17 protein-coding genes are annotated in these 15,549 nt (G+C 35.7%); 8 read left to right on the plus strand and 9 right to left on the minus strand.

Translation table 11 applies throughout. The features are described 5' to 3' along the window. Positions 1-12 precede the first annotated feature (12 nt). A complete protein-coding gene (locus tag EMTOL_RS12095) occupies positions 13-405 on the plus strand; it encodes a DUF1398 domain-containing protein (RefSeq protein WP_015029578.1) in 393 nt (130 codons plus the stop codon). Positions 406-525: 120 nt separating this feature from the next. Beyond that, positions 526-1,518, plus strand: coding sequence for an amidohydrolase family protein (locus EMTOL_RS12100; protein WP_015029579.1), 993 nt, complete (start codon positions 526-528; stop codon positions 1,516-1,518). A 32-nt stretch (positions 1,519-1,550) separates the two neighbouring features. Here EMTOL_RS12100 and EMTOL_RS12105 read toward each other — a convergent pair whose 3' ends face one another. Beyond that, positions 1,551-2,273, minus strand: coding sequence for a 3-keto-disaccharide hydrolase (locus EMTOL_RS12105; protein WP_015029580.1), 723 nt, complete (start codon positions 2,271-2,273; stop codon positions 1,551-1,553). A gap of 270 nt (positions 2,274-2,543) precedes the next feature. Here EMTOL_RS12105 and EMTOL_RS12110 point away from each other — a divergent pair, with 270 nt between their 5' ends. Then, the gene (locus EMTOL_RS12110; RefSeq protein WP_015029581.1) at positions 2,544-3,176 is read left to right on the plus strand and encodes a nitroreductase family protein; all 633 of its coding nucleotides are present in this window, start codon (positions 2,544-2,546) and stop codon (positions 3,174-3,176) included. Positions 3,177-3,326: 150 nt separating this feature from the next. On the opposite strand, the gene EMTOL_RS12115 is transcribed toward EMTOL_RS12110, so the two are convergent. From EMTOL_RS12115 to EMTOL_RS12140, 7 genes are all read right to left on the minus strand, one after another. Further along, positions 3,327-4,118 (minus strand): polysaccharide deacetylase family protein, encoded by a 792-nt coding sequence (locus EMTOL_RS12115; protein ID WP_015029582.1) that lies wholly within the window; start codon positions 4,116-4,118, stop codon positions 3,327-3,329. 23 nt (positions 4,119-4,141) lie between these two features. Continuing rightward, a complete protein-coding gene (locus EMTOL_RS12120; RefSeq protein WP_015029583.1) occupies positions 4,142-5,674 on the minus strand; it encodes an alpha/beta hydrolase family protein in 1,533 nt (510 codons plus the stop codon). A gap of 150 nt (positions 5,675-5,824) precedes the next feature. After that, positions 5,825-6,223 (minus strand): NADPH-dependent FMN reductase, encoded by a 399-nt coding sequence (locus tag EMTOL_RS12125; RefSeq protein WP_305953226.1) that lies wholly within the window; start codon positions 6,221-6,223, stop codon positions 5,825-5,827. Next, positions 6,195-6,368, minus strand: coding sequence for a hypothetical protein (locus EMTOL_RS22435; RefSeq protein WP_305953227.1), 174 nt, complete (start codon positions 6,366-6,368; stop codon positions 6,195-6,197). Before EMTOL_RS22435 ends, EMTOL_RS12125 begins: the two co-directional genes overlap by 29 nt. 10 nt (positions 6,369-6,378) lie before the next feature. Further along, positions 6,379-7,110: a sulfite exporter TauE/SafE family protein gene (locus EMTOL_RS12130; protein ID WP_015029584.1), complete on the minus strand. Its 732-nt coding sequence runs from the start codon at positions 7,108-7,110 to the stop codon at positions 6,379-6,381. A gap of 222 nt (positions 7,111-7,332) precedes the next feature. Next, positions 7,333-8,190: a DUF4261 domain-containing protein gene (locus EMTOL_RS12135; protein ID WP_015029585.1), complete on the minus strand. Its 858-nt coding sequence runs from the start codon at positions 8,188-8,190 to the stop codon at positions 7,333-7,335. 41 nt (positions 8,191-8,231) lie between these two features. Next, a complete protein-coding gene (locus tag EMTOL_RS12140) occupies positions 8,232-9,503 on the minus strand; it encodes a DUF5690 family protein (RefSeq protein WP_015029586.1) in 1,272 nt (423 codons plus the stop codon). Between the two features lie 200 nt (positions 9,504-9,703). Here EMTOL_RS12140 and EMTOL_RS12145 point away from each other — a divergent pair, with 200 nt between their 5' ends. Together EMTOL_RS12145 and EMTOL_RS12150 are read left to right on the plus strand one after the other, a co-directional pair. Next, positions 9,704-10,096 carry a BlaI/MecI/CopY family transcriptional regulator gene (locus EMTOL_RS12145; RefSeq protein WP_015029587.1) on the plus strand — a complete coding sequence of 131 codons (393 nt, stop codon included), beginning with the start codon at positions 9,704-9,706 and terminating at the stop codon, positions 10,094-10,096. Between the two features lie 37 nt (positions 10,097-10,133). Further along, positions 10,134-12,248: a M56 family metallopeptidase gene (locus EMTOL_RS12150; protein WP_015029588.1), complete on the plus strand. Its 2,115-nt coding sequence runs from the start codon at positions 10,134-10,136 to the stop codon at positions 12,246-12,248. A 191-nt stretch (positions 12,249-12,439) separates the two neighbouring features. On the opposite strand, the gene EMTOL_RS12155 is transcribed toward EMTOL_RS12150, so the two are convergent. Next, positions 12,440-13,222, minus strand: a complete 783-nt coding sequence (locus EMTOL_RS12155; RefSeq protein WP_041694100.1) for a 3-keto-disaccharide hydrolase — start codon at positions 13,220-13,222, stop codon at positions 12,440-12,442. Between the two features lie 505 nt (positions 13,223-13,727). Between EMTOL_RS12155 and EMTOL_RS12165 the strand changes: the two genes are divergently transcribed. The 3 genes from EMTOL_RS12165 (at position 13,728) to EMTOL_RS12175 (ending at position 15,510) form a co-directional block, all read left to right on the plus strand. After that, on the plus strand, positions 13,728-14,144 hold the full coding sequence (locus EMTOL_RS12165; protein ID WP_015029591.1) for a T9SS type A sorting domain-containing protein: 417 nt from the start codon (positions 13,728-13,730) through the stop codon (positions 14,142-14,144). Between the two features lie 120 nt (positions 14,145-14,264). Then, on the plus strand, positions 14,265-14,681 hold the full coding sequence (locus EMTOL_RS12170; RefSeq protein WP_015029592.1) for a T9SS type A sorting domain-containing protein: 417 nt from the start codon (positions 14,265-14,267) through the stop codon (positions 14,679-14,681). 154 nt (positions 14,682-14,835) lie between these two features. Next, complete coding sequence (locus EMTOL_RS12175) at positions 14,836-15,510, plus strand: SGNH/GDSL hydrolase family protein (RefSeq protein ID WP_015029593.1); 675 nt, start codon at positions 14,836-14,838, stop codon at positions 15,508-15,510. Positions 15,511-15,549 lie beyond the last annotated feature (39 nt).

The following is a 15,549-nucleotide window of genomic DNA, read 5'->3' on the forward strand; positions in this document are numbered from 1 at the left end:
AATTTCAAGACAATGTTTACATTAGAACAAATCAAAACAGCTCATGCAAAAGTAAAATCTGGGGCAGATTTTCCAGCTTATATTCAAGAAATCAAGGCTTTTGGCGTAACTTATTATGAAGCCTTCGTTGCTGACGGACGCATTGTTTATTTCGGGGAAAACAATTTTCAAATTACCGCTCCTGCTAAATATGAACCATTATTGCTTGCAGATGTTTGCAATGCAGAACAATTTAAGGCCGACCTTTTAGCTCATCAGCAAGGGCAAACAAATTACCAGACATTCTGTAATGATTGTGCCAAGTCAGGCATAGAAAAATGGGCAGTTTGCTTTGAAAAAATGACTTGTACTTATTTCGATAAAGCCAATCATGAGATTTTAATCGAACAGATTCCATCTAAATAAAAAACAGAAGCTGTAATTTTATCAAACGAGGCTTTGTTGAAGCTATTTTCTATATTTTAGTTAATAGTGTTAGATTTTTTTGTATTTTGCTAAGTAACTTTTTCTAAAATTATTACGTGAATGAAAAAAACATCTAACTTTCAATCCTATTTTTTAATCTTATTGATGCTTTATGGTTCAGCTTTCGCACAAGGAACCAAAAAACGTCCCCCAATCATTGATGTACACGTACACGCAATGAAAGCCAATCCCAATTTTGCAAATGACCTTTGTCCTTGGTTTTTGAAAAATATGCCAGGAGGTGACCCCAAACAACCCGCACCATCTTTTTTGAATGGCGATTGCCCCGACCCATTAAAAGCCGCTAAATCAGATAAAGAAATGCAAGATGCTTTGTTGGGTACAGCCGAACGCCTCAATGTAATAATGGTAGCGAGTGGTGATGCCGAAATTTTGCATAAATGGCATAAAGCAGCTCCTAATCGAATTATACCTTCTTTGGGTGTGAGTAGTGGTAAGGAAATGACTGTAAAAGCATTTGAAGATTCTCTTTCAGGAGGTTTTTATAAAGTAATGGGCGAGGTTGCCCCGCAGTATCAAGGAATGTCGCCGAGCGATATGACTCTCGATGAATACTTCGGAGTAGCAGAAAAACTAGGTGTCCCTGTCGGAATTCACATGGGTACTGGCGGAAATGGCATGGCTAATATTACTTCCCCAAAATACCGAGCATCATTGGGTCGTCCGTTTTTGTTAGAAGATATGCTGGCACGCCATCCGAAATTAAAAATTTGGGTGATGCATGCAGGTTATCCAATGATTGACGAAATGATAGCTCTAATGGGAGCCAATGCTTATGTATATGTTGACCTCGCTGGTTTTATTTGGAGTTATCCATTAGAAGAAGTACATGCCTACATGAAACGATTGATTCAAGCTGGTTTTGGGAAAAGAATCATGTACGGAACCGATTTGATGGTTTGGCCAAAATTACTCGAAACGTCTATCGGGGTTATTGAAAGTGCCAATTATCTTTCTGAAGACCAAAAACGTGATATTTTCTTTAATAATGCAGTTAGGTTCTTTAATTTAGATGAATCAAAGTTCAAATAAATGAAACAGGGGCAAAAAAGCCCCTGTTTCATTTATAATTCCTTGATTTTTATATTTCGAAATGCCACACCTTTCGACCATTCTTGTAAAGCAATATGCCCCGAAGTACTCTTTCCGAATAAAGGGAAGTACTTAAATCCACTATTGGCTACTTTATTTTTCCATGATTCAGAGTTAAAATCTTGTTTAGCAGTTAGTTGGCCATTCAAATAAAATTCGATTGCTCCATTTTTCTGTATAATTCTCGATTCATTCCACTGGCCTGCTGGTTTAGGTTTTGATTGATTGATTTGTGGCATAAAACCATATAAGCAAGCTGCCCATTTAGTTGAATCTTTTAAATAATCAGCTCCAATGTTTTCGTGCTCAAGGAGTTGATATTCTGGTCCTGAAGCCCATGCTGTTGGTACTGTATCTCGCTCAATAACATTGATAAATACACCGCTATTTCCTGCTTTAGAAATTTTCCAATCGAATTTTAGCTCGTAATTTTGATAAGATTTATCCGAAATTAAATCACCGTGCTCTACTCCAACAGAATCAGTATTACAATAAAGTTCACCGTTTTTTACCATCCAAGTTGAAGCAATTTTTCCTTTATTATATAAATGCCATCCATTAGTAGTTTGACCATCAAAAAGTAACTGCCAATTTTCTGATTTTTCTTTATCACTCAATTGATTATCAGCGGTTTGCTTTTCTTGGCAGGCCATTACTATACCCAAAGAAATAGTTAAAAAGAGGATTTTTTTCATAGAATTTGTCTTTGTAAAAGGTTGAACTTAATTATTCAAAAATAGATAAAAAATATATAATTGCCTCTTATTGGTAGCTCTCTTTGCTTTTAAACCAAAAGTTTTCATCTATTGAATATAGAAGAGTAGGGTGGATTTTTTGAAAAAAATTGACATATTCTATTAAAAAATAATACAGAAAAAAGAATATTTAGATTCTATGAACATCAACGAACTTTGTGGGTTTGTACATTGTATGTATAGACATAAAAGACTAAAGAAGAAAAAAAAATGAGCTTAATTGATAACATGCAATGGAGATACGCCACTAAGAAAATGAATGGCGAGAAAGTATCTCAAGAAAAACTAGATATTATTTTAAAGGCAGCAAGTCTTGCCCCAACCTCTTCGGGCTTACAACCTTTTGAAATATTTGTGATTAGCAATAAAGAATTATTGTCACAAATTCAGCCAATTGCATTTGGTCAGAGCCAAATTGTTGATTGTTCGCATTTATTGGTTTTTGCTGCTTGGGATAATTACACAGAAGAACGTGTAAATCAAAGATTTGACTTTATGAATTCTGAGAGAGGATTACCTTTGAGTACGACAGATGCGTATAAAAGTAATCTTTTAGGTATGTATTTACCACGTGACCCACAAGTAAATTTTGAACACACTGCCCGTCAATCGTATATTGCTATGACAGCTGCACTTTTGGCAGCGGCAGAGGAGAAAGTAGATGCAACTCCAATGGAAGGTTTCAATCCTGTTGCTTTAGATGAACTATTGAATTTGAAAGAAAAAGGTTTGAGAAGCACAGTTTTACTACCTTTAGGCTATCGTGATGAAGCCAATGACTGGTTAGTAAATCTGAAAAAAGTACGTATTCCAAACGAATCGCTATTTACTTTCATTTACTAATTTCGAAGTCAAATAGATAGTTGATAAAAACGACCGAACTAAGGTCGTTTTTATTTTTTACAGCACACTTATAAATGAGTCATTGCTAATAGGATTTAAGATTTCTAAGAAAATCTACTTTATTTTAAAATAATATTTTTTTACTTCGATTTACTTAGCTCTAAATGCTTTGATGTATTCGGCAGTATCAAACATGGTTTCAATCATTATATCCTTTTGATTTTGTTTGAGGTACTTTAAAAATTTACGGTGCTCTTCAATTTTTACATCTAAACCATTTCCACCACCAACACCGTGAAACAAAACAACTAATAAAGCATTGTTGGTCTTGGCTTTTTCTACCCACTCAATCATTTGCTCGGCAGTATGGTTATTGACAACGAAGCAATCTACATCATAAAGATTGATTTTATCAATGGTGTGCATTTCATCTCTAACCGCACGGGCCGCTACAAAATCAGCTTTCATGTCATCCATGAAATTCTTATCTCCGATTTTCATATCTCCACAAGTAAAAGCAAAAGTACGTTTTTTTTGTCCATCTAAAGCTTCCAAAAACACATTTGTCATCCTTACTTCATTGAGCATTCGTTGGTAAGTATACTGGCTCATGTCTTGTTCGCCTTTAACCCAATTTCGGCCCGGTAAATTTCCTAAACAAGGATGATAAAGTGTATGATTACCCAACTCGTGCCCACGTTTAGCTAAAGCTCGCCATTCATTGAGTCGAGTTTTACAAGCATCCGAAAAAGCCGTTAGGTAAAAAGAAGCTTTTAGTCCCAAAGAATCGAGTACTGGAACAGCATTGTCTAAATGTTGATGTATGGCATCGTCGTAGGTGATTACTACGGCACATTTCTTTCCTTTCCAAGTAGTATTTGATTGTGCTTTGACCGAAAAAATGAAGCATGAAAGTATGAGGAATAAGTATATTTTTTTCATTGAAATTATAAAAAGTAGTGATTTTATTGTTTTTTATAAGCTAATACACGATTTGCCCACGGAATAAAATATTTAAAATTAGGAGCATCAGTATGCCCTCCATCATGCTGACGCCAAGCTAATTCTCCATCAAGCATATCGGTGTTTACAGGAGGCATTTTTTCTTTCGTGTAATCATTGCTTACACCCAAATCCTTAGCCCCAAGTAATTTAAAAACACTACCAGCGGCAATGGTTGCCATATAACTCCCCTGTTGGTCAAGCCATTTGGCATCACCTTTTTCGGGTATTCCATAACTAATAAAGGTTGGGCGTGGGGCACATAGAGCAATTAACTGATGCGAATCTACAGGTAAATCACAACCAGTTTTCGAACCAAAACTTGCTTCTGAAGCTCCGTATTTCATGTAATTGCCCGCCATCCAATAATATTCTCCTCCAGTTAGACTCTCGACGGCCTCACCAAAAACTCTTCTATGAAGTGTTGTTCCACCTTTACCCGACGAACCAATTAAACCTATGGCAAATCTTGGTTCAAAAGCCAATGTCACCAATGCAGCTTTTCCGTATCGCGAAACACCCTCAATTCCCACACGTTTAGCATCAACTAAGGGTTCAGTTTCTAAATAATCAAGCCCCCGAGCCGCCCCCCAAGCCCAAGCACGTAGGGCTCCCCAGTCGTCGGGTTTGCGTGGTTGACCTTTATTCACTAAACCAATAATTCCACGGGTAATACCTGCTCCATTATCAGCCTGAATACTTGCGGGGTCAATGGTGGCATAACCCCAACCAGCCGCCAATAATTGTTCGGTTGGGAGGTCGCTTGGAGGAGCAAAAAAGTTTGGCCCAGGCAAGCGAGTAATGGGTTGATAAGCAGGATATTGGTCAAATATGGCTTTCAGAGAAGGGTCTTGTTTAATCATCATTTCTTTGAAAGCATGATTGATTTTTTCTATATGTTCGGGCGAAGGCTGTGCTGGTGAAGGAAACGATGGACGGCCAAACATCATTAAAACTGGAACTGGACCTTTCACATTGCTCGGTATAACAACCATCATATTTATATCTACGTTGATGAGTGGATAGTCACTGTTATCTACGTGTCCGATTACTTGTTTGGCAATGACGGGAATTCGCCCTACAAACTCTTTGTCAGTAATTTTTACAGTCCATTTTATGTTGGGAATTTGTTTGGGTAAACGCCCATATACTTCTCGCTCAATATCTTCAATGAGTTCTGGGCGGCGTTTATTCCACCATATTTCAGGAGTGCTAACTTTGCTTCCATTTTTCAGCGTCAGTACATCGGGTAGCTGTGGACAAGGATTGGCCAAGGATTCATCATAATTAGCATGATTTGGTGCTGATTCATTGCCACTTGGGCCGGGTCTAAGCGACTTTATTCCTAAAAGTTGCATCATGTGGTCGTGATCTTGTTGGTCAGTAAATACAACAGGTTTAGGAAATTTGCTACTATCAATTTTGGAGGTTTGGGCCGAAGTTAGACCCGAAATGCCCAAAGAAAGACATAGTAAAATTGTAGCGTTAAGTTTCATTTTATAATTGAATAGAGAATAGATAGATGATAAAATTAGTAGATAAAAATCAATACATGTCAAATTGACAAATATTTTTTTAATGAATAATGTAGAATGTAAAGTGGATAATTTGATTTAGTTGGGTTGAAACAACTGGAAATGTAATATTTATTTAGCGACAATTTCGGCTAGGTTGTTCATTAGCTCAGCTAAATTCTGTTTGAGAATAGAATCAATGATTTCTCCTTCATTATTAAATTTCCCTTTGATTCCTGAAATTAGTAAAGTGGTACTTAAATCGAATTTTGCAGAGAGGGTTTGCATAATGAGTATCAATTCAGCGTGCCCTTTTTGTCCATCTGCTGAGGCTGTCATTAATACAGTTGGTTTCTCAGAGAAAATAGTAGTAGAAACAGACCATTCAAGTGCATTTTTTAAGCAACTCGGAATACTAAAAATATACTCCGGCGTACAGATAATCACGGCATCTGCTTGCTGAATATATTGCCGAAAATTTTGTATTTCAATGGGTGGATTTTCAGCCGACGAGAGAGAGTATGGGGTCAAAGTGTGGAAGTGTTTTTAAATCAATTAGAGGCAAGAAATGGAAAGCATCTTTACTGATTTCTTGTAAATATTTTACTAATTGATGATTAGAAGAATTGGCAATAGCACTTCCTACAATTACAAAAACACTTTTCTTTTGCGTCATTGTGCGGGAATTAGGTCGTAAAATATTTAATTGTTTGAAAAACAGACGTAAGAATAATAATGGCTAATACGATATAACGAAAGGCGGTTTCGGAGGTGTATTTTAAAATGACTTTACCTAAATAACTTCCCAAAATACTGATACCAATCAAAAAGGGTATCAATAATAAAAATTCTTTCTTGAAATAACCATTGCTTACATATACAAATGCTCTGCTACTATCTACACCTAAATCAATCAATGCAGAAGTAGCTATAAAGATGTCTTTGGGTAATTGAAAAGCCGCCAAGGTAATTCCTCTAATTGCTCCGCCAGTGCCCAAAAGACCGGCTAAAAGCCCAGAAGCCACACCCCCAATATAAAGATTAGTATCAGTTTGTTGGATGGTTTTATTGAAGTTATACATGAGATACAAAGATAAAATTACCAATGCAATATTCATGAATAATTCTAATGGTTTGGTTGGTATAAAGGTAGTGAGCCAAGCACCAATAATTACGAAAATAACCGCTGGGATGCCTAATTTTAAAGCAATATCTTTGTTGATTCCTCTTCTGAATATGGCAATTTTTGAAAGATTGCTGAAAACATGAAATACTGCGGTGATGCCTAAAACAGTTTTGAAATCAAAAAATAGAGAAGCAATAGGCACAAACAAAATTGAAGATCCAAAACCTGACACAGTTCCGATGATTTCGGAAATGAGAGCGAGTATAACAAACAAGTAATATTTTTCTGTCATGTTTTGATTGTAGTTAAAATGATAATTTATTGTTTTTTAGCCTAAACTAATGATTTGTTTTAGAAAATATTCTCATCTTTTATCGTTTAAGTGAATAGAAAATAAAACTAGAAGGTGTACTAAAAAAGAGGTTTGGAAAAAAGAGTTGAGAAAGCAAATTATTAATAAAACGAGTTTTTCTAAAAATCTTTGAAAACTCCATTTTTTAATTAGTTGCTATGTTTAGTTTGGTATTAACTCAATTAACATTCTTTCGGGCTTTACCTTTGCCTCTGTTCGATTAGTTTTCCATACTGGATTTTCTCCAATTCCTTGCACGGTTGAGTTACTTCTAAATATGTCACCAGCATCGAATGTGTAATATGCTATATTGTGTAAAACTTGAGCAATATCGTTGGGTTGATAATTCTTGAATCTACATTCAAAATCAGGTAGACCGAAGGCATGTAAACCAACGGTATCCATTAAGAAACCGCCATCACCATCTGAAACATTATACATTCGAACATTCATTGAACCATATAAAAATGCTCCTTGTTCACCTTCGCACAAATCAAGGAATGCCCCTGGATTGATTAGTTTATCACTATTTCTAAAATAAATGGCTGTTGGTTGAGTGGCATTTACCACCGATAAAACAAATTTTTGAAAATATTCAAGTCTTTTTTGATAGTTTAGGCCTCTCGACATAAAATCAAAAAGGTTGATTTCAACAGTACATTTTCTCAGACTTTCTTCTGCTTCTTCCCAATCCCATGCCTGACGTAGTGTACTGGTAAATCGCTCAAAATTAATAGCTCCCTCTGATATCATGATATTTCCTTGTGCAGGAACTTCACCTTCCTCAAAATTAACTGTGTATTCTGGAAAATAGAACGATAAGCTTTTCTCATTTTCTGATGATTTGACCGTAGAAAACCTCTTATTCAATTCCGCCAAAATATCTTCTTTACTAACGCTTGGTTGGTTTTCGTAAAATAAGCTTACGAATTGCATCTGTTGCTCATTTGGCGAGAATGTTGGTTGTGATTGTGGTTCTGATGTTGTATTTTTCTTTTTAAACAAATCAAATAATCCCATAATATTTGTGTTTTTGTTTCAATAATTGATTCTTTGTGATTTTACGATTCACTTCTTTTCTTAACACTTAAATTCCACATTGAAAGCCCTACGAGTATTACATAAATGATAGAAATACCATAAGAAAGAATAATAAAAAAATCGAGGTAATTGATACTTTTTTGAAAGAAATTCTTATAAAATAGTACTAAAATACTTCCTAAATAAGCATAATAATCGGCAAAAGTAATCAAGAAGCCCACAGTTCCCGACTTTTTGAAAGCAGCAATCATTCGCTCGAAATATAAACTATTACACATGGCATAGGCCATATAAACTCCTAAACCGAGCGTAGTGAGCCAAGCAACTGGAGAAAGGAAATGTTGCTCAAAAAGAAACGTACTAATACCTATTAATAGACCACCTGCCAACATTAAAATCTGAATAATAATGAAAGCTTTGTAGTTATTATGTACCCAACGCATGGCGGCCATCATGAGCAATACTGTAATTGCAATTGGTGTCTCTGTTTGTGTAAAAATAGCTGAATTATTGCCATATCCCAGTAGTTTCCAAATTTCTGGAGTAAAGTTATCTCTGAATTCACGAAAGGTAGTGAGCAATACATAGGAAATAACAAAGATACCCAAACTCAAAGCAAACTCTGCTATAAATGCCTTACGGTCGGCTTTTTGCATGGGTTTGCGTTCAGTTCGATTTTGTTTATCAGCTTCAGTTGGAGGGGGAATTTGTCCCATAAGCCACGTACAAATGCCAAAAGGTATAATCATAATGGCACAAGCAACAAAGGGCATCCAAAACTGACTTACTTGGAGTGTAGTCATTACCCATTTTCCAATACTTTTTGCAAAACCTGAGCCCATGATAAATGATGCCGTAAGTACAGCTACCAATAAATCGGTATTTCTGCGGCCTTCTAAAAAACCTAAAATTGTTCCATAGACCATCCCCAGTGGTAGGCTTGCCAAAAAGATAAATACCAAATTGAATGGAGCAGGTGTAAGAGCAAAAAATAAATAACAAACCCATGATAGGGCTATCATGATGAGTAAATTTCGAGAGCGATGTTCGGGCAACATTTCCGAAACATATTTTATCCCCAAACCCTTTGATACGGCAAATCCTAAAACTTGTGCTGTGATAATTAGAATTTTAAAATTTATTCCCCAAAAAATGAGTTCATCGTAAGTTGCGGCGGTGTAGGCTCGCCTAAAAGGATAGAAGCATAAATAGGTAAAAAAAGCAGTTATCGAAGCAAAAAGAGTTAAGTTAAAGGGACTTCGAGCTATTATTGCATTCAGTTTAGGGGGCATAATTTAGCTTAAGGGTTGAAGATGAATAGTCAAAGATAGTTTTTTACTTGAAAATCAGCCTTCTATTCTTTAAGTAAATTATAATTTTTATCATTTTAACATTTTTTAACGCCTTTCTACGAATTATTTCGTAATAAGATTTGGAAGTACGAATGTTTTCGTATTATATTTGCTACGAAATTATTCGTAAATAATAAAAGATGGAAAATTCAGCACTAATAAAACCCACCGAATCTGAGTTGGAGATTTTGCAGATTTTGTGGCAATTGGGCAAAGGCACGGTTAGGCAAGTAAATGATGAACTCTCTAAAACTAGAGAAGTAGGTTATACGACAACGCTCAAATTGATGCAAATTATGCACGATAAGCACATCGTAAACCGAACCGAAGAAGGGCGTTATCATCTCTACGAAGCAGCTATCGGCGAAGAAGAAACTCAACAACTTTTACTCGATAAATTTGTTGACGCTACTTTCAGAGGTTCTGCCATGAAATTGGTTATGCAAGCACTTGGCCACCAAGAAGTAAGCCTTGACGAGCTCGACGAGATTAAGAAACTCATCGCCCAAAAAGAACAAAATTTGGGTAACTAAGTCTATTACAAAATACAAATTATGAAAAACAAAAATTATGAAAAAGCTAACAGAAATTATTGATTACAACACAAGTTCGGCTTTGGGCTGGACGCTCATTCACTCAATTTGGCAGGGATTTGCCATTTTGCTGGTATTTGGTATTCTTTACTATTTTTTCAAACCATCTACTACTCGTTATAGACTTGGTATTGGAGCATTATGTGTACAATTCTTAGCGGCGATAATTACTTTTTTTACCATTTATGAACCTAATGTTCCAGTTGAATTAGCAAATCAAGGACAATTAAGCCTTTTCTTCCTCAAAAATACAGGGCTTGTATTTACACCTCAAAAATTAAGCTTTATTGAACAAGTTGAGCTTTTCTTGCACCAAAATTTAGATATTTTCGTGATGATGTGGTTCATAGGAACAAGCCTATTATTATTGCGTTTAGTAGTTGGTTTTACACATGTGCAAGGCATGAAAATTCAGCAAGTGAAACCTGTAAATGCTACTATCCAAGCATTAATGGATACTTTGCTTGAAAAGACACAAATGCCAAGTACAATCAAGTTACTGGAATCTGCCAGAGCTTCTGTACCCATGACTATTGGTTGGTTGAGACCTGTAGTGCTTTTACCAATTGGAATGGCTACTGGATTAGGAATTAAGCAGTTAGAAGCCATTTTAGCACATGAATTAGCCCATATCAAACGCTATGATTATTTGGTTAATATTTTCCAAAATGTGATAGAAATTCTCTTCTTTTATCATCCAGCTACGTGGTTTATTTCGGGAAAAGTACGTGATGAAAGAGAGAATTGTTGTGATGATTTTGCCGTGGAAATCTGTGGTGATAGCCTAGTCTTAGCCAAAGCTCTTACGCAGGTAGCAAGTTATCAGCATCAACCTCATTTGGCTATGGCATTTGGGGCAAAACGCCAGACTTTCATGGATAGAATTAAACGCATTATTGGTATCAACGATGCAAAACCGATGAGTTATGGCAATTGGGCTGCGGTATTTATCATGATTTTGGTAGTAGCTCTTGGAGTGACTTATGCTCAAAAGGAAATTAAAAAAGAAAAGAAGATTGAAAAAGCTAAGAAGGCTAATGTATCTATCAATAAATTAGTCGAAAAGAGCGAAGAAATTCAGTTAGAAGGTAGGGTAATCATACCTACCGATAGCTCTAAACTTGAGGAAGTTGAGGCTGAAATGGAGGTATTGAGTAAAGAAATGGAAAAGTATAGTCGCGAAATGGAAGTGTTGAGTAAGCAGATGGATGAAAAATATGCTCGCCAGATGGAAAAAGAAAGCGAAGCTATGCAACAAGTGCAGCGTAAATTCCAAGTGCCACAACGTAAAATCCAAGATTTGTCTATTCAAATACAAGAAGTGAGTTTAGCGATGCAGAAAATCCATAATAAATATATGGATTCTGATAGAATGCCAGTTGAAGCAGAGCAAAAGCTCAAAGCATTAGAAAAGCAAGAGCGAGTACTGGAAAAACAAATGCAAGAAGTTGAGCAACAAATGCACAGCGTAGAAGCAGAAATGCGTCCTTTTGAGCAACGAATGCATCGTTTAGGTTCTCCAATGGATAGTTTGGGTAGATTGATGGAACGCTATGCTAAACCGATGGACTCCCTAGGAAAGATAATGGGAGAGAAGGGAAGAATTCTTGAGAAATTAGCAAAAGAAGAAGAGGCACGTTTCAAGAAAGATTTAGAAGTTCTATCCGAAATGCTTTATAAAGATGGTCTAATCAAAAATAAGAAAGATTTCGAACTACGCTTAAAAGGAGATAAATTATTAGTAGACCTTGAGCCTCAATCAGCGGTGGTTTATGATAAAGTATGGGATTGGATTAATAAAACTTGGGGTAGTCGTTATAAGGGGTTAAAAGAAAAAGATTTTAGAATCAACGTAAATGGCGATGAAGTAAATTTTAGCACCCACGGTGGCCGCAATTATTATCATCATGGAGGTACTTACCCTGCTCCTCCGCCGCCACCTGCACGTATTTCAACGCCAAGGGCTTCAGGTATTCCAGCTGCTCCAGAGCCACGAAGTTTACATACGCCCTCAACTCCACATGCTCGGGCAGCAATTAGTAAACCTATGCCTCCTAAAGCTCCGAAATCAGTGAAAGGTATAGTTGATTAAAATATATTTTCAAAGCAAATACTGTAAGTTTAGTAAATGAGCAGTAATTAGTTAAAGGTTTTAATCGGGGTGATTTAGCAAAGTAACTTTAAAGGTGAGATTGAAAGATTAACCTTTAATTAATTAGAAAAACAGAAACAGCTTCTTTTTTGGAAGAAGCTGTTTCAATAGAAATATTATTTATCAAACAATTACAATCTTCTAATCCAGATATTTCTGAATTGAGTTTTATTGCCATGGTCTTGTAGGTGTATTACATCTTCTCCATGAGCTTCTGGATACATGTGTAAACCAATATAATTTGTAAGACCCAAAATTGTTGTATTATTTTGAACCAATACACCATTATGTAATACAGTAATGCGTGCAGGGTAATCTAAACGGCCATCTGGTTTAAAACGTGGAGCTGTGTAAATTACATCATAAGTATTCCATTCAAGTGGGCCACGCATAGCGTTTACAAGTGGAGCGGTGTCTTTGTAAATACTACCAGCTTGTCCGTTACGATATGTGCGGTTTTGATAAGAATCTAAAATTTGTAGTTCGTAGCGGTCTTGAAAGAAAACACCACTATTGCCACGTCCTTGGCTTACACCTTTTACTTCATCTGGTGCCGAAAACTCAATGTGTAATTGGCAATCGCCAAATTTTAATTTTGTTTTGATATCGCCTGTACCTGGTTCTACTTCAAATCTACCATCAATTACCTTCCATTTTGGAGCAGACCCATCCTTAGCACTTACCCATTGAGACAAATCTTTACCATCAAAAAGAATAATAGCATCTGATGGAGCATCGGCGTTGGTTTTTCCGGGTGTAACCACTCCAACCTCAGGTTCCCAAATCTCAGTCATTTCTGGTTTCATTGGCATTGGCGAAACCGCAGGTGGGGTAGAAGAGTACTGTGCGTAGGATTTTGCACTGAATAACATAACAGCTGCAAATGCAGAAGCCACGATTTGGATTTTTTTCATCTCAGTATTAAAGGTTGATTGTTTAACGCTCAAATGTAATAAAGTTTTGTGAATCATCAGCGAATACTGTACGAAAATGAAGTTTGATTGTACGAAATCGGACAATTTTTCGACCAATAAGTAATTTATTAAAATGAACTTATTTTTGTAAGTAACTGATAGATAATTAGTTATGTTGGTCGACTAAATAGGCATGATTTATTGGCACAACTTTTTCATTGATTAATTGGGGCGAAACAAGGAAAATAGGGTTTGAACGAAATAATATTCTGAATATTATGTGTTTGTATTAAAAAATTAATAATTAAACAGAATAAAATTTTGTGACAAGCGTCAAAAACTCCATCAAGCATAATCGCCATTCGTCCTTTTAAAATAACCATTTGAGTAGTTTGTATTACATAGTACCGAGTTTTGCACATAACTTTGAATCGTCAAAGAAAAACAATGACACTTAACAAAAGAAAAAGCTAAAACTTTATAAAACATTTTAAAAATCAAAATTATGAAAACGTTACAATCAACTTTCGCAATCGCTTTATTAGCAACTTCAGTAATCTTCAATGCAAATGCAGAAGAAAAGAAAACAGAAAAAAATGAAGCAGCAGCTTCCACAACCAACTCAATTGCAAATTATAAAATGAGTAACCTTAAAGTAGGTTTGTATGAAGCAGGTCATGTGAACTCTTTGAAACTGAATCTCACACTTACAAAAGACGCTGGTAAGACAGCAACTGTAAAGTTAATGGATGAAAAAGGAAATGTTTTGGTTGAAGAGAGAATTAGTAAAAATGAAACGGCTTATAGTTTCCGATTTGATTTCTCAGAAACGCCAGTAGGTACATACTACGTAGAAGTAATAAATGGTAATCATATTGTTACAAAAGAAGTATTAAAAGGTAAAGGTACTTTAAGCTACTAAAACCACTTATCAAGTATTTTGACCGATGGTCTTAAAACTTGAAACGCGGCAGCCACACAACTCATCTTATAATCGAAAAAGCTATAAAATTCAAAAACATTTTAAATCAATTACAAAATTATGAAAACGCAATTTAAAAATTTCGCAGTAGCTCTTGTAGCAGGTATCTTCTCTTTTTCATCAGTTTTGGCTAACAGTCCAATCGAAAAAAATGATGAAAGTAAAACCGCAACTAAACGTTCTTTTAATGTAGGAATGTATCGAATTATCAACTCAATGAAAGTGAATGTTTTGGTTGATAAGCAAGATAGTAAAGCATTAGATATTTCTGTGAAAAACGAACAAAATGAGGTTGTATACAGCGAAGTTGTTGGTAAAAACATCAATAAGTTTTCTAAAAAATTAGATTTATCGGGTCTTAAAGATGGTAAGTACCGTATCGAGATTTCAAACGGTAAAGAAACCGTAACAAAACAAGTAAATGTAGAAACCCACGCACCAATTCCTTCAGAGTATCGCTCGGTAGAAGTTAAGTAAGGGAAGTACATTAGATTAATGAATGAATTAAAAATTAGTTAGTATTTAGTTTAGGGGATTTAGACAGCGTTGTGGTGTTTTCCGCAACGCTGTTTTTTTGTTTTCTGCTAATATCTTTTTACTTTCGCCTAATCATATTCAACTATTAATTCTAATGAAAACCTCAATCAAAACCTTTCTAATTGCCTTGGTATCTATGGCCATGTTCTCACTCAAACAAGACAAACCCACAAAAATTATTTTCTTTGGCGACTCTATCACACAAGCAGGTGTAAATCCGGGCGGATATATTACAAAAATGAAAGAAATGCTCGAAAAACAGGGCATCAAAGATAAATACCAATTAATTGGAGCTGGTATTGGCGGAAACAAAGTATATGATTTATTCCTTCGAATGGAAGATGATGTGCTTTCTCAAAAACCAGATGTAGTGGTGATTTATATCGGGGTGAATGATGTATGGCATAAGTCAAGCCACGGAACTGGTACTGATGCCGATAAGTTTGGTAACTTCTATGTAGCCATCATCAAAAAGTTACAATCACAAGGAATTAAAGTTATTTGTTGTACACCAGCTGCCATTGGCGAAAGAACCGATAATAGCAATCAACAAGATGGTGATTTGAATTATTACTCGAATATCATTCGTGGCATTGCTTCAAAATTCGATTGTCCGTTGATTGATTTACGTAAAGAGTTTATTGCTTATAACTTAAAGAATAATACTTCTAATAAAGAATCGGGCGTACTTACCACTGACCGGGTGCATTTGAATGATGCAGGGAATCAATTCGTAGCAGATTTGATGATGAAGGCAGTTGTGAAGTAAGTTTCAATGAAGTCTTCGCTCGAAGCGAAGACTTCATTG

The sequence above is a fragment of the Emticicia oligotrophica DSM 17448 genome, assembly GCF_000263195.1.
GTDB lineage: Bacteria > Bacteroidota > Bacteroidia > Cytophagales > Spirosomataceae > Emticicia > Emticicia oligotrophica.

Excerpts from the sequence above, each read along its gene's own strand:
- EMTOL_RS12095 (WP_015029578.1), top strand. The coding sequence starts at position 13 with ATGTTTACATTAGAACAAATCAAAACAGCTCATGCAAAAGTAAAATCT.
- EMTOL_RS12100 (WP_015029579.1), top strand. The coding sequence starts at position 526 with ATGAAAAAAACATCTAACTTTCAATCCTATTTTTTAATCTTATTGATG.
- EMTOL_RS12105 (WP_015029580.1), bottom strand. The coding sequence starts at position 2,273 with ATGAAAAAAATCCTCTTTTTAACTATTTCTTTGGGTATAGTAATGGCC.
- EMTOL_RS12110 (WP_015029581.1), top strand. The coding sequence starts at position 2,544 with ATGAGCTTAATTGATAACATGCAATGGAGATACGCCACTAAGAAAATG.
- EMTOL_RS12115 (WP_015029582.1), bottom strand. The coding sequence starts at position 4,118 with ATGAAAAAAATATACTTATTCCTCATACTTTCATGCTTCATTTTTTCG.
- EMTOL_RS12120 (WP_015029583.1), bottom strand. The coding sequence starts at position 5,674 with ATGAAACTTAACGCTACAATTTTACTATGTCTTTCTTTGGGCATTTCG.
- EMTOL_RS22435 (WP_305953227.1), bottom strand. The coding sequence starts at position 6,368 with ATGACGCAAAAGAAAAGTGTTTTTGTAATTGTAGGAAGTGCTATTGCC.
- EMTOL_RS12130 (WP_015029584.1), bottom strand. The coding sequence starts at position 7,110 with ATGACAGAAAAATATTACTTGTTTGTTATACTCGCTCTCATTTCCGAA.
- EMTOL_RS12135 (WP_015029585.1), bottom strand. The coding sequence starts at position 8,190 with ATGGGATTATTTGATTTGTTTAAAAAGAAAAATACAACATCAGAACCA.
- EMTOL_RS12140 (WP_015029586.1), bottom strand. The coding sequence starts at position 9,503 with ATGCCCCCTAAACTGAATGCAATAATAGCTCGAAGTCCCTTTAACTTA.
- EMTOL_RS12145 (WP_015029587.1), top strand. The coding sequence starts at position 9,704 with ATGGAAAATTCAGCACTAATAAAACCCACCGAATCTGAGTTGGAGATT.
- EMTOL_RS12150 (WP_015029588.1), top strand. The coding sequence starts at position 10,134 with ATGAAAAAGCTAACAGAAATTATTGATTACAACACAAGTTCGGCTTTG.
- EMTOL_RS12155 (WP_041694100.1), bottom strand. The coding sequence starts at position 13,222 with ATGAAAAAAATCCAAATCGTGGCTTCTGCATTTGCAGCTGTTATGTTA.
- EMTOL_RS12165 (WP_015029591.1), top strand. The coding sequence starts at position 13,728 with ATGAAAACGTTACAATCAACTTTCGCAATCGCTTTATTAGCAACTTCA.
- EMTOL_RS12170 (WP_015029592.1), top strand. The coding sequence starts at position 14,265 with ATGAAAACGCAATTTAAAAATTTCGCAGTAGCTCTTGTAGCAGGTATC.
- EMTOL_RS12175 (WP_015029593.1), top strand. The coding sequence starts at position 14,836 with ATGAAAACCTCAATCAAAACCTTTCTAATTGCCTTGGTATCTATGGCC.